Annotated in this window: 20 protein-coding genes; 10 read left to right on the forward strand and 10 right to left on the reverse strand. The window is 39.4% G+C overall.

The annotated features are described in order from the left end of the window. Positions 1 to 35: 35 nt before the first annotated feature. The 3 genes from sdaAB to A33Q_RS13885 are packed head-to-tail and all read left to right on the forward strand — an operon-like array spanning position 36 to position 3372. On the forward strand, positions 36 to 713 hold the full coding sequence (gene sdaAB / locus A33Q_RS13875; protein WP_009033461.1) for an L-serine ammonia-lyase, iron-sulfur-dependent subunit beta: 678 nt from the start codon (positions 36 to 38) through the stop codon (positions 711 to 713). 1 nt (position 714) lies between these two features. Beyond that, positions 715 to 2058: a TolC family protein gene (locus A33Q_RS13880; RefSeq protein ID WP_009033462.1), complete on the forward strand. Its 1344-nt coding sequence runs from the start codon at positions 715 to 717 to the stop codon at positions 2056 to 2058. Positions 2059 to 2067: 9 nt separating this feature from the next. Beyond that, positions 2068 to 3372 (forward strand): efflux RND transporter periplasmic adaptor subunit, encoded by a 1305-nt coding sequence (locus A33Q_RS13885; RefSeq protein ID WP_009033463.1) that lies wholly within the window; start codon positions 2068 to 2070, stop codon positions 3370 to 3372. 80 nt (positions 3373 to 3452) lie between these two features. Here A33Q_RS13885 and A33Q_RS13890 read toward each other — a convergent pair whose 3' ends face one another. Beyond that, the gene (locus tag A33Q_RS13890) at positions 3453 to 4073 is read right to left on the reverse strand and encodes an AAA family ATPase (RefSeq protein ID WP_009033464.1); all 621 of its coding nucleotides are present in this window, start codon (positions 4071 to 4073) and stop codon (positions 3453 to 3455) included. A 416-nt stretch (positions 4074 to 4489) separates the two neighbouring features. On the opposite strand from A33Q_RS13890, the gene A33Q_RS13895 reads away from it, so the two are divergent. Genes A33Q_RS13895 through A33Q_RS21595 form a run of 3 tightly spaced genes read left to right on the forward strand, consistent with a single transcriptional unit; the run spans position 4490 to position 6811 of the window. Further along, entirely contained in the window at positions 4490 to 5320 is an 831-nt protein-coding gene (locus A33Q_RS13895) for a BKACE family enzyme (RefSeq protein WP_009033465.1), read from the forward strand. Between the two features lie 53 nt (positions 5321 to 5373). Further along, positions 5374 to 5964, forward strand: a complete 591-nt coding sequence (locus tag A33Q_RS21590; RefSeq protein ID WP_016255273.1) for an acetyltransferase — start codon at positions 5374 to 5376, stop codon at positions 5962 to 5964. A 1-nt stretch (position 5965) separates the two neighbouring features. Continuing rightward, positions 5966 to 6811, forward strand: a complete 846-nt coding sequence (locus A33Q_RS21595) for a glycosyltransferase (RefSeq protein WP_016255274.1) — start codon at positions 5966 to 5968, stop codon at positions 6809 to 6811. 155 nt (positions 6812 to 6966) lie between these two features. Here the strand turns inward: A33Q_RS21595 and A33Q_RS13910 are convergent, their stop codons facing one another. The 3 genes from A33Q_RS13910 to accC are packed head-to-tail and all read right to left on the reverse strand — an operon-like array spanning position 6967 to position 10339. Beyond that, the gene (locus tag A33Q_RS13910) at positions 6967 to 7548 is read right to left on the reverse strand and encodes a Maf family nucleotide pyrophosphatase (RefSeq protein WP_009033468.1); all 582 of its coding nucleotides are present in this window, start codon (positions 7546 to 7548) and stop codon (positions 6967 to 6969) included. Next, positions 7545 to 8846 (reverse strand): DUF1015 domain-containing protein, encoded by a 1302-nt coding sequence (locus tag A33Q_RS13915; RefSeq protein WP_009033469.1) that lies wholly within the window; start codon positions 8844 to 8846, stop codon positions 7545 to 7547. The genes A33Q_RS13910 and A33Q_RS13915 overlap by 4 nt, the downstream gene beginning before the upstream one ends. Next, positions 8846 to 10339, reverse strand: a complete 1494-nt coding sequence (gene accC, locus A33Q_RS13920; RefSeq protein WP_009033470.1) for an acetyl-CoA carboxylase biotin carboxylase subunit — start codon at positions 10337 to 10339, stop codon at positions 8846 to 8848. The genes A33Q_RS13915 and accC overlap by 1 nt, the downstream gene beginning before the upstream one ends. Before the next feature lie 181 nt (positions 10340 to 10520). Here accC and A33Q_RS13925 point away from each other — a divergent pair, with 181 nt between their 5' ends. After that, on the forward strand, positions 10521 to 11771 hold the full coding sequence (locus tag A33Q_RS13925; RefSeq protein WP_009033471.1) for an aminotransferase class I/II-fold pyridoxal phosphate-dependent enzyme: 1251 nt from the start codon (positions 10521 to 10523) through the stop codon (positions 11769 to 11771). 98 nt (positions 11772 to 11869) lie between these two features. Continuing rightward, on the forward strand, positions 11870 to 12046 hold the full coding sequence (locus tag A33Q_RS13930; protein WP_009033472.1) for a histone H1: 177 nt from the start codon (positions 11870 to 11872) through the stop codon (positions 12044 to 12046). A 133-nt stretch (positions 12047 to 12179) separates the two neighbouring features. Here A33Q_RS13930 and A33Q_RS13935 read toward each other — a convergent pair whose 3' ends face one another. Further along, positions 12180 to 14045 carry a M1 family metallopeptidase gene (locus tag A33Q_RS13935; protein ID WP_040490464.1) on the reverse strand — a complete coding sequence of 622 codons (1866 nt, stop codon included), beginning with the start codon at positions 14043 to 14045 and terminating at the stop codon, positions 12180 to 12182. Between the two features lie 217 nt (positions 14046 to 14262). On the opposite strand from A33Q_RS13935, the gene A33Q_RS13940 reads away from it, so the two are divergent. Continuing rightward, on the forward strand, positions 14263 to 17448 hold the full coding sequence (locus A33Q_RS13940) for a VPS10 domain-containing protein (RefSeq protein ID WP_009033474.1): 3186 nt from the start codon (positions 14263 to 14265) through the stop codon (positions 17446 to 17448). Between the two features lie 101 nt (positions 17449 to 17549). Here A33Q_RS13940 and A33Q_RS13945 read toward each other — a convergent pair whose 3' ends face one another. From A33Q_RS13945 to A33Q_RS13955, 3 genes are all read right to left on the reverse strand, one after another. Continuing rightward, on the reverse strand, positions 17550 to 18314 hold the full coding sequence (locus A33Q_RS13945) for a TIGR02757 family protein (RefSeq protein ID WP_009033475.1): 765 nt from the start codon (positions 18312 to 18314) through the stop codon (positions 17550 to 17552). Continuing rightward, positions 18315 to 18872 (reverse strand): hypothetical protein, encoded by a 558-nt coding sequence (locus A33Q_RS13950; RefSeq protein ID WP_009033476.1) that lies wholly within the window; start codon positions 18870 to 18872, stop codon positions 18315 to 18317. 131 nt (positions 18873 to 19003) lie between these two features. Continuing rightward, positions 19004 to 20200, reverse strand: a complete 1197-nt coding sequence (locus A33Q_RS13955) for a LysM peptidoglycan-binding domain-containing protein (protein WP_009033477.1) — start codon at positions 20198 to 20200, stop codon at positions 19004 to 19006. Between the two features lie 168 nt (positions 20201 to 20368). Here A33Q_RS13955 and A33Q_RS13960 point away from each other — a divergent pair, with 168 nt between their 5' ends. Continuing rightward, the gene (locus tag A33Q_RS13960; RefSeq protein ID WP_016255276.1) at positions 20369 to 21727 is read left to right on the forward strand and encodes an NfeD family protein; all 1359 of its coding nucleotides are present in this window, start codon (positions 20369 to 20371) and stop codon (positions 21725 to 21727) included. Between the two features lie 162 nt (positions 21728 to 21889). On the opposite strand, the gene A33Q_RS13965 is transcribed toward A33Q_RS13960, so the two are convergent. Both A33Q_RS13965 and A33Q_RS13970 read right to left on the reverse strand, forming a co-directional pair. Next, positions 21890 to 22123 carry a hypothetical protein gene (locus A33Q_RS13965; protein ID WP_009033479.1) on the reverse strand — a complete coding sequence of 78 codons (234 nt, stop codon included), beginning with the start codon at positions 22121 to 22123 and terminating at the stop codon, positions 21890 to 21892. A gap of 88 nt (positions 22124 to 22211) precedes the next feature. Beyond that, positions 22212 to 23888 (reverse strand): membrane dipeptidase, encoded by a 1677-nt coding sequence (locus A33Q_RS13970; protein ID WP_009033480.1) that lies wholly within the window; start codon positions 23886 to 23888, stop codon positions 22212 to 22214. Between the last annotated feature and the right edge of the window lie 64 nt (positions 23889 to 23952).

The following is a 23952-nucleotide window of genomic DNA, read 5'->3' on the forward strand; positions in this document are numbered from 1 at the left end:
TTACTTTTAGCACACTAATTGAAAAAATTGGATCTATGGGAACAAAAAGTAGTGTTTTTGACATGATCGGCCCCGTGATGATAGGACCTTCTTCATCGCATACAGCAGGTGTGGTAAGAATTGCCAGAGCTGCAATTAAGGTTCTGGGGGGCATTCCTGAAGAAGCAGTAATAACTTTTTACAACTCCTTTGCAAGAACTTATGAGGGTCATGGAAGTGATCTAGCTATTTTAGGTGGTTTGTTGGATTTGAAAACCGATGATTCTAACATCAAGAAATCGTTTGAGCTGGCCAAGGAAAAGGGCCTGAAGTACACTTTCAAATCCATAGGTAATGCTTCAGTGTACCATCCAAATACCATTAAACTAAACCTGACCAAAAACGGGAGAAAAATAGAAGTTATCGGAGAAAGTCTTGGAGGTGGAATTATCAACATAGCAGAAGTAGATGGATTCCATGCCAATTTTTCGGCCCAATCGCATACACTCATTCTGAAAGCCCAGGACATCTCTGGGGCTATTGCTTTTATATCCTCAGTGATAGCTCAGGAAAAAGCCAATATTGCAACCATGTCCGTTTCCCGTAAAGGGAAAAATGACATTGCATGCCACGTGATTGAAATGGATTCAGGAATTCAACCCATTACCATAGAATATCTAAGGAGTCTTCCTTGGGTAAAAGAATTGATTTACATACCAGATATAGATTTATAAGATGAAAATTCAATTAAGCATAGGACTGCTCTTGGTCTTTTTTTTCGCCTTAGACAGTAGCGCACAGTTTTCGGATATCAGTAACCTAGACCTGGAAACCTGCATTGAAACGGCCTTGGAGAATAACCTTCAACTGAAACGTAGCCAGGTTAATTTGGCCACACAAGAAGCCAATTTGATAGGAAATGTTGGGCAGAGAATCCCAACACTTTCAACCGGAGGGAGCTCAGGTTATAGATGGGGACGTTCCATCAACCCTGTGACCAACCTTTTTGAAAACAACCGAATCGGTAACGTCAACCTTTTTGCTAATGCCAACATGACACTTTTTGCTGGCCAACAGATCACAAATTCCATCCGGCAGAACAAAGTAGATATTGAAGCAGCCCAATACAATGTATTGGCAACAGAAAACAACATCACACTTGAAGTCATCAACCTTTTCATCAATGTGGTCTTTGCCAAGGAGCAGTTGAAAATTGCCGAAAATCAGTTGGGTACTACCAAGGAGCAGTTGATCAATACCACAAAACTTGTGGAAGCCGGCGCTTTGCCTCTTGCAAACAGACTGGATATTCAAGCTCAAAATGCTACCAATGAGCTGGAAGTGATCAATGCACAAAACAACCTGAGAATTGCAAAACTCAACCTGGCACAAGCCATGCAGATACCATTCAGAGAAGAATTGGACGTGGTAGCCCCTGAATTAGATCCTGAAAACATCATCATGACTGAAAGGGATGTAGATGAAATCTTTCAGGTGGCATTGGAATTGATGCCTGAAATAAGAGCCGCTGAACTGGGAGTGGAAAGTGCAGATTATGGTGTCAGGGTGGCGAAAGCAGGTTATTACCCAACCTTAGGAATTGGTGCAAGTGCATTCTCAAATTATGTAGATCAATTTTTCCTAGGTGAGAGAATGGAATTCGGTACGCAGATCAGAAACAACTTTTCCAATTCAGGAAACATTCAGCTGAATATTCCTATTCTTTCCAATTTCAGAAATAGGGCCAATGTGCAGCGTGCAAGACTACAAAAACGACTTTCTGAAATACAAGAAGAAGAATCAAGAAACATCTTGAGGCAGGACATAGAGTCCGCTTATACCAATGCCAACGCAGCAAGACAATCTTTCAGAGCCTCTGAAATCAGGGTTTCTTCTTTGGAAGAGTCTTTTAGGATTGCAGAGCAACGGTTTGATGCCGGAGCTATCAACTTTGCAGATTACCAATTGGCACAGAATAACTTCTTCAATGCTCAAGCTGATCTGGTAACATCAAAATACACTTACATTTTCAGAGTAAAAGTTCTGGATTTTTATCTAGGCAACCCACTTAAATTATAATAAACATCAATGGCAAAGAAAAAGTCTAACAAACTCATCTACATACTCTTAGGTGTTCTTGGAGTAATCATCCTATTTGCAATCATCGGAAAATCTGCCGGTTGGATAGGTGGTGAAAAAGAAGTAACTGTAGAAACCAAGAAAGCGGGTAAACTTTCGATTACAGAAAAAGTGAGTGCCTCCGGGGTTATTGAGCCTGAGATTGAAGTCAAGTTAAGTCCTGATGTAGCAGGAGAGATCATCGAACTCAACGTGATGGAAGGGGATTCTGTGAAAATCAATGATCTATTGGTAAAAATCAGACCTGACAACTTTATTTCGGCTTTGGACAGAGCACGAGCTAACCTCAACCAAAACCAAGCGAACCTTGCACAGTCCAAAGCAAATTTAAAAAGAGCAGAAGCGCAATTTGTAAGGGCCGAACTTGAATACAAGCGGAATGAAAAACTTTACAAGGATAAGGTGATTTCAGATGCGGATTGGGAACAAATTCAATCCACTTTCCTAACGGCACAAAATGACCTTGATGCTGCCGAACAATCTGTTTTGGCTGCAGAATACATCATTAAATCTGCCCAAGCCACCGTCAATGAAGCAGCGGAAAACTTAAGATTGACCAATGTTTATTCACCTGTAAATGGAATTGTCTCTAAGTTGTTGGTCGAAAAAGGCGAACGTGTAGTGGGAACACAGCAAATGGCCGGTACCGAAATGTTGAGACTTGCTGACCTTTCCAGAATGGAGGTCAGGGTGAATGTCAACGAAAACGACATTATCAGAATCAGTTTGGGAGACACCACATTGATAGATGTTGATTCTTATAGTGCTGCCGGAAAAAAATTCAAAGGAGTAGTGACTTCTATTGCCAATTCAGCAAATGAAAAAGCAAGCGCTGATGCAGTTACCGAATTTGAAGTCAAAATCAGGATTATCAATGAATCCTATCAAGAGTTGATTACAGATAGAAACAGGTTCCCATTCAGACCTGGTATGACCGCAAGTGTGGATATCATCACGCAAAGAAAAGATAATATTTTAGCTGTGCCCCTAGCAGCGGTGACGACCAGAGAGGAAGAGACTACTACCAATCCTGACGGCAGTACCAAATCAAAAGAGTTGGTCTTTGTCAATGATAACGGAAAAGCAAAAATGATCGAGATCAAGACAGGGATTTCTGACTTTGACAATATTGAAGTCTTGGAAGGTATATCAGAAGGACAGGAAATCATCTCAGGGCCATACTTTGTAGTCAGCAGACAATTGAAAGATGGGGATTTGGTAAAAGTGGAAAAGGAGGAGGAGAAGAAAAAGTAATCAATTCCCGGAGAATTTGAGATTTAATAAGAAGCCCTTGTCGAAAATTTCAGACAAGGGCTTTTGTTTATTGAATTATTCTAGAATCCAATTTTTTTATTTTTATCAGGCTCCTGATAAACCCTTTCTTTCATGTTGTAAATCTCAGAAACAGACATCGGGCGATCGATTTGAATTCCCAATCCTAATCTTTCAGAAAGTTTTTTGGCTTTTTCAATCTCCAAATCCTTAAACTCATAATTGGCAATTAATCTTCCTTTCCTGACCAAAGCTTTATCAATATTGGTAATCTCAGTATTGAATGAACATATCACCTGTATATTTAGAAAATCTGAAAGTAAGCCATCTGAAATATTCAATAAAGATGAGACTGCTGAGGTCCCAGAATTTTCTCTGTTGGTAATAATATTCTCTGCATCTTCAATGACCAAAATGGTATTGGGATTTGATATAAGAAATTGAACAAAGTCTGGCTGAACGATCTGTGAAGCTAGATTGGGCGGGAAAAATATTATATTCTTCTTGATTGAGTTTATAAGGTATCTTAAGTAGGTCGTTTTTCCTGTTCCTGGTTTTCCATGAAGCAATAATATCCCCTTATCATTTTTTTTATTGAGCCTTTTCTTTATTTGATTGTGAACGTCAGGGAATTCAGGATTATAATTATCTAGAATTTCCAGTTTAGGTTTTATAATGGGCATTTATTTCAGCTTAAAGCCTTCGTCTGTCTTCATCAAGATAGAAATTGTTGACTTTCTCCTCTTTACTATTTTAAAATTTAGTAGCCTTTCCCTGTAACTATTCACCATATTATCATCAGAATACTTATAATAAATCCTACAGATATCTCTTAAGCAATCAAGGTTAATCATGATGTCCTGTTCCAAAAAATCAATAAGGATCAGAGAGACACACAAACGAAATTTAAAAACCTAAGGACTCAAGCCTTTAAACATAGTTTAATTAATAATATTTATTAGTTAAATTTAATTTTCATCAAGTAATTATTAGTGAATTTAAAATGGAAGTCAATACATCTTCTTTTTGTTTAAATATATTAATAAGGTCCTTATATTAGATTTTCGTTTCAAATAAATCCAAAATTTTCAAAAATTAAATGAATTCAAAAATTATAATAAATTTTTGCCCGACGGGTATGGTTCCCACCAAACAAACAACGGCTAATGTACCCATCTCCCCTCAAGAAATTATTGAACAAACCCATGAGGCATATGAGCTTGGAATAACCATTGCTCATTTGCATGCCAGACAAGATGACGGGGTTCCGACGTACCAGAAAAATGTATACCAGGAAATATTTGAAGGAGTTCGGAAACATTGCCCGGAATTGATTATTTGTGGTAGCACTTCAGGGCGAAATTTTCCTGAATTTGAAAAAAGGTCTGCTGTAATTGAGCTTCAACCTGACATGTGTTCGCTCACCCTTTCTTCGCTAAATTTTGCTAATCAGGCGTCAATGAATACACCTGAAATGATAAAACGATTGGCAGAAAAAATGCAACAATACGGTGTTGTGCCAGAGTTGGAATGTTTTGATATGGGGATGATTAACTTTGGTCATTACCTAATCAAGAAGGGGCTCGTCGAAGGGCCTTTCTATTGGAACATTCTTTTTGGAAACATCGCAGGCCTTCAGCCAAAATTTAGCCATATTGGATTGGCTATCAATGAAATTCCAAATGAACATTATATTGCAATGGCTGGCCTAGGTAGCCATCAATTATCTGTAAATGCAGCGGCCATTGCTCTTGGTTACGGTGTTAGGGTAGGCATAGAGGATAATATCTGGTGGGACCATAACCGCAGTAGACATTGTACCAATTTAGAATTGGTAAAGAGAATTCACCAGCTTATCGAAATTCATGGAAAAGAATTTTATCACCCGAAAGATTTTGGAAATAAAGGTTTTTACAATAGAAAACGATGAAATCTACCAAACTACTAGGTATATCTAAGGATACCAGCACAATCCTTTTTGATATGTTTCAAGAGATATATGGTATTTCAAGATTTGAATTCTTTATCAATCAAGAGCAGTATTTAGAACCTTTTATGCCTGTTCTTCAATATTCTTATGAAGCTCATCCGATGAATTCATACTCGGAAATTTCAGGTGCTGTCTTTTTTGGAACATCAGGAGCTTCTAATAAGAGAGCTATTTTTGATTACTTCTTTTCTGAATTTCAGGTTGATAAAGAAAGATATCAACAATTGGTTCACCCTACAAGCTATTTGGCACTTTCATCAAAATTGGAAAAAGGAGTACTTATTGAACCAAAAACTGTAATAGGATCTCAATCTTCCATAGGATTTGGGGTATTTGTAAAAAGAGGGGCCTCAATAGGCCATCATAATTCCATTGGGGATTTTACTGATATTAACCCAGGAGCCGTTCTATCAGGAAAGGTTAATGTCGGTCCGGGCTGCACTATAGGGTCGGGAGCAGTTATCAAAGACAATATAAATATTGGAGCAAACACAGTTATCGGTATTGGAAGTGTGGTTACCAAAGACATTCCTGCTAATTGCATAGCTTTTGGAAACCCTTGTAAAGTAGTCAAAGAAATTTAACATGGAATATCTTGGGTCCGATAAGCCAATATCTAAAATCCAACCTACTGTATCTGTTTTAGTTTCGACTTTTCAACATGTAGATTTCATATCAACCTGTCTTGATAGCATTCTCAGCCAAAAGACTGATTTCGCATTCGAAATTATTGTAGGAGAAGATGCCAGCACTGATGGAACCCGTGCGATATGTATTGAATATGCAGAAAAACACCCAGATAAAATTCGTCTTTTTTTAAGAAAAGAAGAGGATAAAATCTTCATAAAAGGAAAAAAGGTTGGCAGATTTAACCATTTAGAAAATTTCAAGTGTGCTAGAGGCAAGTACATAGCCTACTGCGATGGAGATGATTATTGGATAGATGAAAACAAACTTCAGCTTCAATTTGATTTGATGGAAAAAAATCCTGAAGCGAACTTATGTCTGACAAACACTTTACTAGAGAAATCCTCAGGGGAAAGTGCAAAACCGTTGGTTGACACCTTTTCCATTAAATCCCCAAAGGAACTTAGAAATGTTGCCTATCTCGGACATATTTCAAGCTGGTTTTTTAAAAACGATATGAATGATTTTTTAAAAAATAAGGTAACAAGAAAAGCCCCTGTAATGGATGTAATATTGTTTGTTTATCTAAAAAACCGTGGCAAAGTAATATCAACACCTGAAACCACCTCATTCTACAGGTATAATAGAAATGGTTTATATCGGCTTAAATCAGTAAAGAAAGTTCACATGGAAAGATTTACCCTCAATTGGCTGATCTTTATTTACCTTCACAGGAACCCTGCTCTATTTCTAAGAAACTTCACTTATCTCCTCTGGAGATATTATTTGAACTTTATAAAGTGAACACTTTAGTAAACTCCATGCTACCCCCAATTCTAATAATCAAGTAGTATTTTATTTTCTAATATTCAACCTAATGGAAAACAAAAGACAGCACGCAGGTCGTAGGAGTTTGCTATCCATCCCTTTGGCAATAAATAAAATAGATATTTAAACAATTACCCCTCCCACTCCTTCAAAACATCGTAAACCAAATGTACAGGAAGCCCCATGACGGTAAAGTATGAACCTTCTATTTTCAGTACACCTATGTAGCCTATCCATTCCTGTATTCCATAGGCTCCGGCCTTATCCAGAGGTTGGAAAGTCTCTACGTAATAATCAATTTCTTTTGCTGTCAGGGATTTGAAACTTACCTTGACTGTATCGGATAAACTTACAGTTTTATGGGTAGACTTGAAGGTAATGGCCGAGATTACCAGATGCTCTTTCCCGGAAAGAGAACGGATCATAGCCCTGGCTTCTTCCAGATCTCCAGGTTTACCTAAGACTTTGTCACCTACAATGACCACTGTATCTGAAGTAAGAAGGATTTCATCGGAGCGTAAATCATCCTGAAATGCTGCGGCTTTTTTCTCAGACAAGTATTCCGCCACTTTTTCCACAGGCATTTCTTCTGGAAAATCCTCCTTAACATCCTTGGTCCTGACCTCAAAATCCAATCCAAGCCCCTTCAGCAATTCGGCTCTTCTTGGGGACTTGGATGCCAGTATAAGTTTTTTTGATCTTAAATCTATCATCCTTTGAATGCTTGATAGGGAAATGCAAAGTCTTCTTCAGCAACGGATGCAAAAATCAACCCTGATAGCGTTTTGGGGTAGAAATAGGTGGATTTTTGGGGCATGGTAAACCCGCTTTTGCACACATCCAAAACCTGAGTCATGGCCACATCTTTAGTAATTACAGCAAAAGAGGCTATCCCTTTTTCCACTTTCCCTAAACAGCGTCTTAAATTCCTTTCGTATTCTATCTTATCGGAAAAACGTTGCTTATCCAAAGGTACACCCAGAACTTTATCAATAAAGAAATAATGCAGCACCATCATATCGACTTCCTTGACAACTTCTGGAATTGAAAGTTGCATTTCATGAATTTTTTCAGGAATGAGACGGATCTTATATGCATTTTCCGAGAAAATCAAACCGAATGCCCACTTCCTCTGCAGAATCAATTCTGAGATTTCTTCGACGTCATTGAGCTTTTTGATAATAAACCAAGGCTCAAGTTTTTGAAGGATTTCGCCTTCAGCTAAATCTATATTTAAAAAAAGTCTATGAGTCGGTAAAATCCTGAGATTTTTAGATAGTGCATTGGTGAAATACATCATGTGGTAATTATATCCTTCCTGCCCTGTATGATCCGGATTTTTTCCAGTCATCTCTTTTCTGAAGGCTATGGCGCCCTCATACCTATGGTGCCCGTCGGCCAAAATCACATGCTTTGATTCCAAAACTTTCAAAAACTTGCTGATTATATTGGCATCATGAATTACTGCCAAAACCTCTCTTACACCCTGATAATCTTCCAAATCATAGATAGGGTCTTCAATAGCCTCATCCATGTACGGTTCCAGTTCATGAAGTGGGTCTTCGTACAATCCGTGGGTAGGACTGCTTTGTATTTGGGTGGCCCTGAGTAAATCTATCCGGTCATTGACTGCTTTGGCTATGGTGTTTTCATGCCGGAGCACTACTTTTTCATCCCAGTCATAGGCTCGGATCTGCGCTATGAACCCCTTTCTGCAGGACTCTTCTTCTTGGCCTGGAAATTTAAAATATTGATAATAGACATAAATACCTGGCAAATCGTCCTGTTTGAGGATTTCTTTATCCTTCCAGTTTTCCAGAGTTCTTGAAGCATTCTGAACAGGATCAGGACCCAAAGGAACTGAAAGATGAATACTGTTGATAGGATTGGAATAGAGAGCTTCTCTCTGCTTTTGTGAGACCACATCGAAAAGCGGCGAGGTCAACTCCTCTATTTTTCGACCTAGGTTATCATGGTAGCGCCAGGCCTTGATTGGTAGAATTTCCGCCATTATATCAAACGGTTTTTCCAATTGGTCTTTTTACCGGCAGCATCCATTTCTGGAATCATTTTAGCTTTATTTCTTTCAAATAACTCCACTGCCAAACCAGCCAACAATTCCATTTCCTTTTCTGTCCATTTGATTTCCAGCATTTCAGGACTGAAATATTTCTCCACAAACTTAGTATCAAAATCTCCTGATGTAAATGCATCATGCTCTAAAACAAACCTGCAAAAACCCAAAGTAGTCTCAATGCCCGTTATCTGATAGTCATCGATGGCATTGATCATCCTCTGAATGGCCTTCTCTCTGTTTTCATCATGAACAATCAATTTGGAGATCATAGGATCATAATAAATCGGGATATCCATTCCCTGTTCAAAACCATCATCCACCCTCACACCCGGTCCTTGGGGCTTGATATAAGTTCTGAGGTTCCCAATGTCCGGAAGAAAGTTGTTTTTGGGATCTTCTGCATATACCCGAACTTCAATGGAATGACCATTGATCTGTAAGTCTTCCTGGGAAAAACTTAAAGGCTGACCTTCAGCTACCAAAATCTGTTCTTTCACCAAGTCTTTCCCCGTGATCATTTCGGTAACGGGATGCTCTACCTGCAGTCTGGTATTCATTTCGAGGAAATAAAAATTAAGCTTCTCATCCACTATAAACTCTACTGTACCTGCACCTGTATAATCGCATGCTTTTGCAACTTTTACAGCAGCTTCTCCCATAGCCTTTCTCATTTCCGGTGAGACTACTGCAGAAGGAGCTTCTTCTATCACTTTTTGATGCCTTCTCTGAATAGAGCATTCTCTTTCGAAAAGGTAAACGATATCCCCATGTTGATCACCTAAAACCTGTATTTCAATATGTCTTGGTGAGGTGATAAATTTTTCAATAAAAACCGCACCGTCACCAAAAGCGGATTCTGCCTCAGAAATAGCCCTCTGCATTTGCTCCTCAAACTCAGCTTCTGATTCAACGATACGCATGCCCTTTCCACCACCACCTGCACTTGCTTTGATCAGGATAGGATACCCGATTTCCTGTGCTTTGACTTTTGCTGCGGGTATATCAGTAATGGCTTCGTCTGTACCTGGCACCATAGGAATCCCATATTTGGAAACAGCATTTTTAGCTGCCAGTTTGCTCCCCATCACTTCAATGGCTTCCGGAGACGGCCCTACAAAAACAATCCCTGCATCCGATACTTTTTTAGCAAAGCTTGCATTTTCTGAAAGGAATCCATACCCAGGGTGAATGGCATCCACTCCAAGCTCTTTACATGCCGCTATGATTTTATCAGAAAGCAAATACGATTGATTGGATGGCGGAGGCCCCAAAAGTACCGCCTCATCTGCAAATTTAACATGTGGGGAATGTCGGTCAGCCTCGCTGTAGACTGCCACCGTAGTGATCCCCATCTGCTTGGCAGTTTTCATGATTCTTAATGCAATTTCTCCCCTGTTTGCGATCAGGAGCTTTTTTATTTTACTCATATATGGGTCTATTTCTTAAAAATAAGCTTAACTCACGAAGTAAATAAAATAAAATGAGGATTAGAAAGAATATTTGAAATGGAGGTTGATTTTTGCAAGGGTGGTATAATTGTGTTAGTTTTGCCCGATTTACGGGAAGTCTTTACCCGCATAAAATTGTAAAACATAAACGTCTATAGTCTTGGATTTATTTGCAAAATTAGAAACAAACCTTGGCCCTTTGGGTAAGCATTCAGAACTTGCTGAAGGATATTTCGCATTCCCTAAACTAGAAGGAGAGATTGCTCCAAAAATGAAGTTCAAAGGGAAAGAAGTGTTGACTTGGAGCCTTAATAATTACCTAGGCCTTGCCAACCATCCTGAAATCAGAAAAGCCGATGCAGAAGCTGCTGCAAAATGGGGAGCAGCATATCCAATGGGGGCAAGAATGATGTCCGGACAAACAGATCTTCACGAGCAATTGGAGAGGGAGTTGGCTGAATTCGTGGGCAAAGAGAGCTCATATTTGCTCAATTATGGTTACCAGGGAATTATGTCAGTGATAGATTCACTGCTTGACAGAAAAGATGTGGTGGTATATGACAGTGAATGCCATGCCTGTATCATTGATGCTTTGAGGATGCACATGGGCAAAAGATACGTATTCCCCCATAATGACATAGAAAGCTGTGAAAAACAACTCCAAAGAGCTACTAAGCTGGCTGAAGAAACCGGTGGTGGTGTATTGGTAATTACAGAAGGTGTATTTGGAATGACTGGAGACCAAGGCAAGCTTGCTGAAATCACCAAATTGAAAGCTAAATACAGTTTCAGACTTTTGGTAGATGATGCCCATGGTTTCGGTACTTTGGGAAAAACAGGTGCCGGTGCCGGTGAAGAGCAGGGTGTACAGGATGAAATTGACCTTTACTTTTCTACTTTTGCCAAATCCATGGCTTCCATTGGAGCATTTGTAGCTGGAAATACGCAAGTGATCAGATACCTGAAATACAACATGAGGTCTCAGATTTTTGCCAAATCTCTACCAATGATTTTTGTAGAAGGAGCACTGAAAAGATTGGAATTGCTCAGAACAAGACCAGAACTGAAAGACAACCTTTGGAAAATTGTGAATGCGTTGAGAAACGGGTTAAAAGAAAAAGGTTTCAGCACTGGGAATTCCAATTCTCCTGTAACACCGGTTGTTTTGAACGGAACTGTCGGAGAAGCTGCAACTTTAAGCAAAGACCTAAGAGAAAACTATAATATCTTCTGCTCTGTGGTGATCTACCCGGTAGTTCCTAAAGGTATGATTATCCTTAGGTTAATCCCTACCGCAGTCCATACCCTTGAAGATGTAAAGGAAACAATTTCAGCTTTTGAGGCGATTAAGGAAAAATTGCTTAGCGGTTACTATAAAACCACAGAATTGGCCATTTCTTTTGGGGAATAAAAGTCAAAAAAGGCCTTTCTGCTGTTGTTTTATAAACATTTTAACTATATTGAACGGTAAATCAAAACATATCATCAACCTTAAAAATAACTTTTATCATGAGCAGATTTGACGAAATCAAAGATCTAGTAATGGGTCTGGAAGGAGACTTTGATAAGTTCTACAACAAAGGCAATCAGGCTGCGGGCACGAGAGTGAGAAAAGGAATGCAAGACCTTAAAAATATGGCACAAGATATCCGGAAGGAAGTGCAGGACAAGAAAAACGCAGGTTAATATTAGAAAAAGAAATAAAAAAGGTGGCTTAATAAACCACCTTTTTTTATGTGCCTAATTTTATTTCAAACACTTATCAATCCAAAAAAACCGGAACTTAAATCTTCCGGTTTTTTTTTGGTTAAGCTCAACTTTATTTTTTCTCCATCTCTACAGATACTTCGAATTTATTGTTAGCCCTATTAATATCAGCCAAGCGCTGACTTGGATCAATTTCTACTGATTTGATATCAGAGATTGGCCTGTCAAGGGTAATATCCTTAGAAAGGTCAGTCCAAGGCCATTTTACAGTTTTTAAACGTGAAGGCATTCCTTCTTCTTCCGGCTTTTCGCCCCGCATGATAACCAAAGGCATATAGATAGTCTCTTGGCTTCCATCCTGATAGGTCACTACCACATCAAGTGGCATGGGGGTCAAACCAACCCTTTCCAAAGCTATATTGGTTTTGTTATCTCCAGCTGCCTCCACTTTTTTGATACCGTAGTCGATTGTTTTGGTGGAAGCAATAAAGTAGTCATAATACCAATCCAGTTCCAATCCACTTGTTTTTTCCATCACACGGATCACATCATTGCCATTGGGATGTTTGAACTTGTATTCATCCCACAGTCTCAACATGGCTATATCAAAGTTTTCCTTACCCATAATGTATGCCAGCTGTTCTACAAAGACAGCACCTTTGGAGTAAGTCCCTGGTCCATAGGCTGAATTCAAATTGTAATGATCCCCATGCGTTGTCAATGGCTCTTCATAGCCTGCATTGGCCAGTCTAAAGTATGATCTGTAATTTCCGTCCTGGATGAAATTCTCACTTTTATCAAATACTGCATCCATTACCACATTGGTCCCCCAAGTAGTGAAGCCTTCGTCCAGCCAAGGCTCAGATGACTCATTGAATCCCAACACTCCATAATACCAGCTATGTATCAATTCATGAACTGTCACCCCCACAAGGCTTCTTAAATTTCTATGGCCTGTGATCAAGGTTGACATAGGATATTCCATACCTCCGTCACCACCCTGAATTACAGAAAACTGATCATAAGGATATTTCCCAAAATTATCGCTCATAAACTTGATGGCATCTACGGTGTAGCCCATAAGCTTTTCCCAATTCTCTTCTGTTTTTTCATTCTTGACATAAAGCAAGTGGACCATCGGTCCATTTTCCATTTGGTATTTGTCATGGGTGAATTTTGGGTCTGCAGCCCACATAAAATCATGCACATCCGGAGCGTAAAAATGCCAGGTCAAAGTATTTCCAGTGGGTGCCGGAACACTTACCTCTTCATCCTGATAGCCATATCCAATTTCATTGGCGTTTTGCAGATAGCCAGTCCCACCAAGAATATAATTCTTATCAATGGTTATCTTAACATCAAATTCTCCAAAGTTTCCATAAAACTCCCTTCCTATATATGGGTTGGCATGCCAGCCCCTGATGTCATAAGCTGCCATTTTAGGATACCACTGAGACATGGAATACCTAATCCCTTCAGCATTGTCTCTCCCTGCTCTTCTTACCTGCAATGGTACTTGTCCTTCAAATTCCATCTCAAAAACCACAGTCTCCCCAGGCAAGATTGGTCTGGGAAGATCTACCTCAAGAATAGTTTCTTCGTGATGGATTTTTGCCTGCTGACCTTCCATTTTCAAAGAATTCACTTTCAAAATCCCAATTTCCTCAGGCTTAAGATTCAGGATTCTATCCCCTACTCTTCTATCAGGATCTGCGATTGTTCTAGACCTAACATCCATCATGCTGTTGGGCTGAAAGGCATTGTAGTAGAGATGATAAAAAGCTCTAAATAAGGTATCCGGAGAATTGTTGATATAGTGTAATTTTTGGATTCCTTTGTAAGTATTGGCCTCTACATCCATACTGACATCCATCTCATACTTGACCTTTTGCTGCCATCGGTCTTTTTGGGCATTTGTAAAGGTAAAAGCTGCTGATACAACCAATACCAAACTCGTCAAACCTAATCTCTTAATCATATAATATTTGGTTTTTTCGGTAAAATAAAGCAAAAAGCTTTAGCCCCCAAACCTACCGTAAAATTCCCGAAAGTTTCTCCAAGAAATAAACCCATATATCCTGTCAGCTCTGTCAAACCACTTGTAAATGATATTGTCCACTAATATTGAAAAACATATTTTCATTGGTATTTAAATAAGTATTTGAAATATTATACTTGTACTATCAGCGATACTTATGAAAACAAAATTTTACTTAGGAAAACAATTCCAGGTAGCAGCCCTTTTATTACTGCTGTTTGGTTTTATTGGCATTGACCTGTTTGCACAACAGGTAGATATGGCTCAATTTGAAGTCATGAAAGCAAGGGCCATTGGCCCGGCAGGAATGAGTGGGAGAATCACGGCAATAGATGCGGTCGATGACAACCCAAATATTATTTATGCAGGATCTGCATCAGGTGGCTTATGGAAATCCACCTCAGGCGGAATCACTTGGACTCCTATTTTTGATGAAGAGAAAGTGCATTCTATAGGTGCAATCTCCATTTACCAAAAAAATCCAAATATCATTTGGTTGGGAACAGGTGAAGGGAACCCGAGAAACTCACTTAACATGGGCTATGGTGTTTACCGGTCTTTGGATGCAGGAAAGACCTGGGAATTAATGGGCTTGGAAAAAACCCGGGCTGTCCACAGAATTATCGTACACCCAGATGACCCGAATACTGTTTTTGTAGGAGCAATTGGTTCACCTTGGGGAGAACAAGAAGAAAGAGGTGTTTACAAAACAACTGATGGAGGCAAAACCTGGAGTAAAATCCTTTACATAGATACCAAAACAGGAGTGGGAGAAATTATCATGGATCCTAACAATCCGAATAAAATCTTTGTAAACATGTGGCAACACAGAAGGTATCCATGGTTTTTTGAATCAGGTGGACCTTCATCTGGATTGTATGTAACCCATGATGGAGGAGATAACTGGAAAAAACTCGACGAGAAAAACGGTTTACCAAAAGGAGAGCTTGGAAGAATGGGTTTAGCGATTTCCAAAGCTAACAGTGAAAAAGTATATGCTTTGGTTGAATCATCCAAAAATGCTCTTTATGTATCCAATGATGGGGGCGACAATTTTAAAATGGTCAATGACAAACCTGAAATAGGCGACAGACCTTTTTACTATTTTGAAATCCATGCAGACCCAAAGAATCCTGACAGACTTTACACGCTTTATTCTAGAGTAGGGATGACCGAAGACGGTGGTAGAACATTTGAGCAGTTGTTAACTTATGCTGGCGTCCATCCTGATCATCATGCTTGGTATATTAATCCACATGATCCTAATTTTATGGTTGATGGCAACGACGGAGGATTGAACATCACCAGAGATGGAGGCAAGACTTGGTATTTTGCAGAAAATATCCCCGTAGGACAGTGGTATCACATCAACGTTGATAATGAAGTGCCTTATAATGTCTATGGTGGACTTCAGGATAACGGCAGTTGGGTAGGTCCAGCTTATGTTTGGAGAAGAGATGGAATTAGAAATACTTATTGGCAGGAAATTCAATTTGGAGACGGTTTTGATGTTGTTTCTGACCCTGAAGATTCCCGGTTTGGATATTCAATGTCTCAAGGCGGAAACATTACCCGATTTGACAAACTCACCGGACACAAAAGAGTAATCAGACCAACCCATCCTGATAAGGATGTATTTCTAAGATTTAATTGGAATGCCGCATTGGCACAATCTCCACACGATGCTGGCACCATTTATTATGGTAGCCAATTCTTACATAAAAGCACAGACAGAGGAGAAACTTGGGAAGTCATTTCTCCGGATTTAACCACCAATGATCCTGAAAAACAAAAGCAGCAGCAAACAGGAGGTCTTACATATGACATTACCGGTGCAGAAAATCATACAACGATCATAGCAATTGCTCCAAGTCCAATTGACCCCGATGTAATCTGGGTAGGTACAGATGATGGAAATGTGCAAGTTACCAAAGATGGGGGAAAAACATGGACAAATACCGCCTCCAAGCTGACAGGGCTCCCCCAAGCCAGCTGGATTCCACAAATCCAAGCATCAAAATATGATGCAGGTGAAGCATGGATTGTAGCAAACAATTACAGGAACAATGATTTTTCTGCCTATGCATACCGAACAAAGAACTATGGTAGCAGCTACGAGCGAATTGCTGATGATTCCAAGGTTTGGGGTTATACCATTTCGATAGTTCAGGATCCTGAAGAACCAAACTTGGTCTTCTTAGGAACAGAATTCGGACTTTATGTGAGTTTTGACAATGCCAAGACCTGGAGTCAATGGAGGCATGGTTATCCAAATGCAGTTTCTACTTATGATATGGTCATTCAGGAAAGAGAGGCAGATTTGGTAATCGGGACTTTTGGAAGATCCATCTATGTATTGGATGACATCAGGCCTTTGAGAGCATTTGCTAAAAATCAAGGCAAAACACCGGACGCAAAAATCACAGCTATCACACCTTCAGATGCTTATCAGGCAGAAATTCACCAGCCTCATGGAGAAAGATTCCCTGCTGATGGAAAATATGCCGGAGAAAACAGGGAGTTTGGGGGAAGACTTCATTTTATACTCAATGACCCTGGTAAAGAAAAGTACGATTCTGTCACAGTAAGTATTTTCAATTCTGCAGGCGAACAGATCAGGACTTTGAAAACCGTCCCTAAGCATGGTGTCAACAGAGTCATCTGGAACCTTGACCGCAAATCTTCTGTAGACACACCAATGGGAAGAGGTGGATCTGGTAGAAGTAGCAGAAGTGGATTCAATGAACCAAGTGGAGGCCCGGCTCTACCAGGCACCTATAAAGTAGTATTCACCTATGGAGATGAAAGCTCAGAAACCAACATCAATGTCAATCTTGACCCTAGAATAGAAGCTTCAATTCAGGATTTGAGAGCAAGGGAAGAGTTTATCAAATCTGTAGAACAGCTAGGAGCTGAAGTCATGAAGGCTAGTAGACAGCTCGAAGAAGCCAAGCAAACAGCTGACAAGATTTTGGCTTATACCAAAGATCTGGAAGGCGATGAAATCAAGGCACTCAACGAAGCCGCGACTGAAATCAAGAAGAAAATTGATAAAACCAGAGAAGCTTTCTATGGGCCAACTATGGAAGGACAGGGAATTGTAAGAAACCTTTACCCTACCACAATGAGTAGACTTTTTGCTCCAAGGAGTTATGCTGGTTCTTCATATGGAGCTCCAGGCGATACAGAGAGACGTTTACTTGATCATGCAAAAGAAAGTGCACAAGAAGCTATCTCTGTATGGAGTGAGTTTATCCAAAAAGACTGGAAACAGTTCCAAGACAAAGCAAACAGCACAACGATTGATATTTTCAAAGAAATTGAAAAAGTAGATATCAAATAAAAGCAACTTCAAGACAAAATCCCTGATCAAAAAATGATCAGGGATTTTTTTTCATAAAATTCTACAATTCAAAAACCATAAAACAAAGCCAACAGGCTTTCCTAAAATTTTTCTTCAATCCCCAATCCAAACAAGGCAAAATCATATTTCACCGGATCATCAGAATCAAATTCCCTGAGTCTGTCTGTAAGTTCCATAGCAGTCTGCCAATCTGTTTGTTTTCTGGTAATCAGGCCCAACCTCCTTCCTACCCTATCTACGTGCAGGTCACATGGACAAATCAACTGAGAAGGTTGGATGGTCTTCCAGATTCCAAAATCCACCCCTCTGGCATCATCTCTCACCATCCAGCGCAAAAACATATTGATTCGTTTACAAGCAGCTTTTCTTTTTGGAGTTGCAACGTGCTTCCTTGTTCTTTGGGGTGCTTCAGGCAATTGGAAAAAATAATCATGGAAGTTCCCCAAGAGTGTTTCCATAATATTTTGCTTAGGATTATATCCAATTGTAAATGCTTCTTCTAAACTACCATGATTTTTGTAAAACCAAGAGAAAAAAGAAATAAAATACAACGTATCAATATCATTAAAAGTCCGGTGCTTGAAGCTCAGAAAAGGTTTTAAATCAAGCTCAGAATGGTTGAGGAGAAAATCGTGTGGAGAATTATCCATCATTTCAAAAAGCTCCAAACATTTATTGATAATTGTTTTTCTCTGGCCCCATGCCAAAGTAGCTGCCACAAAAGCTGTAAATTCTATATCCTGCTTTTTCGAATATTGATGGGGAATAGAGATGGGGTCTAACTCTATAAATCCAGGTCGGTTATACTGATCAACCTTGGAATCCAAAAAATCTTTCAAATCCATTTACAAGGCAACTTTTACTTCACCGCCCTGAGTTCCGTCAAACCACTTAAAATGAAGTTTGTTTTCTTCCCTTTCTGACAAATGCCAATCAAAACATTTGATATTGGTCAAGGCTGTCAATTTATCATAATCTGGATCGTATAAACAAATATCAAAATCAGGCAAATCTTTGGAATCTAAAGCATTCCATTTTTCCAACAAGATTCCCTCGTCTATAAATCTCACTTTTCCACCAAAAATATGATCTTCTAACACCGAAGGAACCCCATCCTTTCTTCTCAACTGAAAACAAGCAGGACCAAACATAATCTGCTTATAAACTTTGGCCTCCAAAAAGTCATGGGTATTGGGTAGAATTTCCCAGCTGCTTTTTAATACTTGAGGTACTTTATCGGCATTTGGCCTTATCTTAGTCAATAACTTTGACAATGCAGAAAAAACATAAGTCACTCCAACAAACAACAGCCCAAAAGTAGCCAACACAGGATATGAAATGATAAAAATACCATTCCAGATATACCTGAATATATGATGAAATAAAATGGAAAGTTTGTTCATAGGAAGAAAATACTGCCGTAAAGGTATAAGCTTAGGCTTGGAATAGCAAAAATCAGTTTTCGGTATGCTACCAAGAAAAAGCCTGACCTACAGGATATTTAGGTCAGGCCTTGGTAAAAAAGTTCCCAAAATCAATAAGAAATCTCTACCGGAAAACGTGTATTGACGGCTCTTAGCTGATCATAAGCCGCCTTGGATAATTTAATAACCAATCTGTTGTTATCACCTGTATCAGGTAGCTTCCCAACCACTCTGGCAAAGATAGTCTGGTCATTTTCTTCATTCCTAACCCTCATGATGGTGCCTACTGGTGCATCTCTGTGCAGTACCAGATATTTCTTATGATTACCTGTCCCTTCAATTACCTCAGCCAAACCGGTTTCTTTGACATTTTTGTAGGCAGTACTTTCTTCACTGGATTCATTGGTAACAAGCTTGGCTTCCTTTTTCTCATTATTTACCACAATGGGAACTGTTGAAGCTTCAACCTTTTCTCTTCCTACTTTCAACTTTTGACCAGTAGAAAGGTTGTTCGATGAAAGGGCATTCCAGGAAATGATATCGTCAATTCTCGCTTCATAGCGCTTGGCAATGGAAAATAAAGTCTCTCCTTGCTCTACCGTATGCGTAATCCAATCACCGGGTAAGGCTTTGGATGTATTTGGACTGGCCGCACCCGAGGCGGGTGTAGGCTTGGCCATTTCAGTTTCTTTGACAAATACCTCCTTTGGTTCTTGTTTTGAAGCTTCGGCCAAGGGCTTCGCTGCAACTTTTGCTTCTTCTATGACAGTGGCTGTTTCAGTTTTTTCATTCGCAGGAGCTGCTACTTGAGCCGGAGGGTTAGCGGGTGAAACGGTCTGAGCCGGTGGAGCAGCTGCAGGAGCAGTGTTTGCTTCTGCTACATTTGGTTTTTTTATAATTAATGCCTGACCTACACTAAGATCATTTCCTTTCAGCTTGTTCCACTCCATCACCTCACTTACGCTGACACCATATTTTCTGGAAACTGCGAATAAAGTTTCACCAGGTGCTACTTTATGAAGTGATGCACCTTCAGGAAGTGCTTCTTTTGCTACATAAGGAATACGTACTCTTTGGCCCATTTTAAGTCCATCCTGCAACTGCGCATTATTTTGCAAGATATCGTTTACAGCAACCTCATATCTTCTTGAAATCCCGAAAAGCGTCTCTCCCTGACTTACTTCATGAATAATGAAGGTTTTGTCACCTACTTTCTCCACCCCTACTGAGTCCATAGGTACATGGTCGTAGGCATACACTGAGCTAAAGGAAAATAACACAAAACTGAGAATCAATAACTTCTTCATAAACTTTTATTGGGTATTATTAAGGCACAAATTTCAGATTAATTTTATGAATTGCAAGGAAATGAACAAGCATTGCGGGGATTCGTTTCCTTTACATTCCAGTAACGTAGGATATGAAAATTGGATATCCACGAATATTAGTATATTTCAATAACAAATCGCTATACAATGAATCAAGTTCTGTTTTCCCTGATTTTTTCTATCCTATTATTTCCTCTTCACTTGAATGCTCAAGAAGCCGATAGTTTGGATAAGAGAAAAAAAACTGTCTACACCTTCAAAATAGATGACAATATAGATCCCCGAATGAATAGAAAAGTGCGTTTGGCACTTGAAGATGCCAAAGCAAAAGATGCAGATGTTATTATCATAGAAATGGACACCTATGGGGGTGCTGTAAACGATGCAGATGATATCCGAACCATGATATTGGAAGAAGAAAAACCCATACATGTATGGATCAATAAAGACGCAGCTTCTGCTGGTGCGTTGATTTCCATTGCATGCGATAGCATATATATGGCTCCAGGAGCCAGTATTGGAGCTGCGACTGTAGTCATGGGCGGTGGAGGAGAAGCAGCTCCAGATAAATATCAATCCTACATGCGCTCCATGATGAGGAGTACAGCTGAAGCCAAAGGCAGGAATCCCAAAATTGCAGAAGCCATGGTCGACGAAAACCTAGAAGTGGAAGGGGTAAGTGAAAAGGGTACCGTAATTACCTTTTCTGTTTCTGAAGCAATAGCCAATGGCTTCAGTGAAGGCCAGGCCAATTCTTTGACTGAAGTCATCCAAAAGCAAGGAATTGAAGACTATGAGTTGATCGCATATTCCACATCTTCCGTTGAAAGCATTATTGCATTCTTTCTCAATCCTGCCGTAAGCGGCTTTTTGATTCTGATCATATTTGCAGGGATATATTTTGAAATCCAGACTCCAGGTGTTGGATTTCCACTTGCTGCATCCATCATTGCCATTGTCCTTTATTTCATCCCTTATTATTTAATAGGTCTTGCTCAGAATTGGGAAATTGCCGTGTTTATTGTGGGTTGCATTTTTTTACTTGTTGAAATATTCGTTTTGCCTGGATTTGGAATTTTCGGAATTTTGGGAATTATCGGAATCCTGACCGGTCTCACTTTGGGTATGGTCCCTAATGATGCTTTTGACTTTACTTTCGTGCCTTCAGGGGATTTGTTTGCAGCGCTATTGACCGTAATACTGGCTGCTGTAACAGCTATTGGGCTGATTTTCTTCTTTGCACCTAAGGTGAATCAATGGAGTGCTTTTAGCACAATTGCGCTTGCCTCCACTCAAAGGAGAGATGAAGGGTATACTTCTACTTCTTATGCAGATAACCTATTGGGAAAAGAAGGTATAGCACATACCAGACTGATGCCCAGCGGAAAAGTGGAAATTGAAGATGAAGTCTATGATGCCTATTCCAGGGGGGAATTTATTGACAAAGGAGAAAAAGTAAAAGTCATCAGCACAGAAGGCACTTCATTGAAAGTCAAAAAAGGCTAGAAGTTATACTATTTTTTATTCATTAAGTTTTTAAAAGTCTGTTTTAATAATATGTTATAACATGCTTAAAAATCAATTCCTTAAATAAAATCCTAAAACCATAGGAGGATAAATCACCTCAAAAAGGGTAATTTATCCTCCCAGTTATTTTAGAAAAGAAGTTTATTCTTTGTTTTTGTCCTTTTTTTCGTTGTCTACCTCTTGACCAGTATTTCTTTCTTTGTCCTTTCCTTTTTCATCCTGAGCATTTTCGTAATCTTTCTTTCTTGGAGGTCGAGCCCCATCAGCATCCCCAGGATTGTCTCTGTTAGACCTTTTGTCAACTCCCTTTTCGTTCTTTTTCCCAAATACCACAATTGGAAAGTTATTTATAGCGCTATTTTGTATAATGATCATAATCTCCCTTTTTTGATTTCACTTTAAATTAAGTCAACAATCATTCCAGCACTAGGAATTGAAAAAAATTATCTGACCTATATTAAAACTAAAGTCGTTTCAAAACAAAGTCCCTCCCATTTTCAAAGAATATCCTATCTGCAGCTTTTTCTATACTAATACCCTCTGGCAATTCAATTTTATGCTCTTTGAGTATTCCGGGAAAATCCTGAATGAATTTTTTCCTCAATAAATGGATTTCAGTGGCATCCTTTGCGGAACTAATGCTCTCAATCATTCCGTCATAATCAGACCCTATACAAAGAATCTGGGTAAGCATTTTTTTGACCCCATTTTTCGAGTCAAAGAATTTTCCCAAAACCAAACAATGGAGAATATGGAATGCAAAATGGAGGAAATGTATTTCTCTCACATTGTTGATATTCTTATTGATCAGGCTGTCCAAGGCATCTGCATCTACACAGTTCCTCCATGCAAAACCAAAAGGCCTATCGCTCTTGAATCCCCTATCCTTAAATTCCTCCAATGAAACAAAATCCGTATCAGTGACCCAATGGATACCGGACCAAATTCCGGCCGAGCCTGTCAGTACATTGTTGGTAATGTGCCCCGTCCCGGTTTTGAATACTCCCGAATATCCCAAGACTCTTTGGTCCAAAGAAATACCCAAAAGTCCATCCGAATCAAAAATTTCTTTCACATCTTCATTGAAAAGATTGATCGTACTGGCATTAAAGCCTATCTGATCATACACTTTCCCTTTTTTGTATTTGACAGGTTTACCAAGCCTCATCCTTTGATGTTCGCCGATTTTCCGGGTTTCCAAAACATAGTCTGTAAACTTCTCGTCAGATTGATCAAACCAAATCCCAGTGAGCCCCCCGTGTGAACAGACAATGGGGGATGTGATCCCCTCTCTTTTTCGAAATTCATAAAATTCCTTCCTTGCCACCACACTCATGTGCTTGGTGTCTGTCAAAATACCCCTTTCATCCAAGGCTTTGATCATTTTCTTCCCTTCGCCGGTAAGTCCATTGCCTACTGGGCGTAAATCTACCTCTCTAAAACCATTTGCCCGCATACCATCCATGGCATAAGCCTGGTTGCTGAATACCTGATTGCTATTGTCAATATGCGTGATATTGATTGAGATAATTTTGATAGGGTTCTCTTCCAAAAGTTTATCCAGATTTTTGATGGTTTTATCAGCTCCGTTTGCCAATTGGCCTTCTTTCAGGTCTGAAGCCAGGCAGTGCAGGCCCTCAATGGTGAAAACCAAGTTTAGAACATCTTTCTTATCAGGGTGAAATTCAGCTTTATTTTTGAGTAATTTATATTTTCTCCCTTTTGGGTCTTCCAGCTTTAACAATTCAAGGTCATTCTTCACCACATTCAACGGGTGCCTTTCATTGATTAATTCTTGAAATCTTTTGAAACTAAGGATTTTCCCAAAGCCTGTACCCTGCTTTTTTTCAAGAAGGTTCATAAACATCTTCTTCTCTTCAATAGCTTCAAGAAGTCCTTTGTCCGGATAAAACAAGGCGACCATAGCCAACTGGTAATTTGCATTAAGCAATTGGTCCGGAGAAGACTGGGAGACAAAAGTTTTTTCAAACATAGCTTTGCCCAAGCACTTGGTCAAAAAGCTAAGCCCCTCGGAAAGGTCTGCAAAAGTGATAGTTTCCCAGGGGTTGGTCGGATCATCCTGTTGGGAAAACTGACTTTTCATAGTAATGTGAAGATGGGAATCAAAATACTTTTCCATAGAAACAAAATTTAAGGAAACAAACAATTGAATATCAAATACTTGACTTAATCAAATTTACAGA

It is taken from the genome of Indibacter alkaliphilus LW1 (assembly GCF_000295935.2).
Classification (GTDB): Bacteria; Bacteroidota; Bacteroidia; order Cytophagales; family Cyclobacteriaceae; genus Indibacter; species Indibacter alkaliphilus.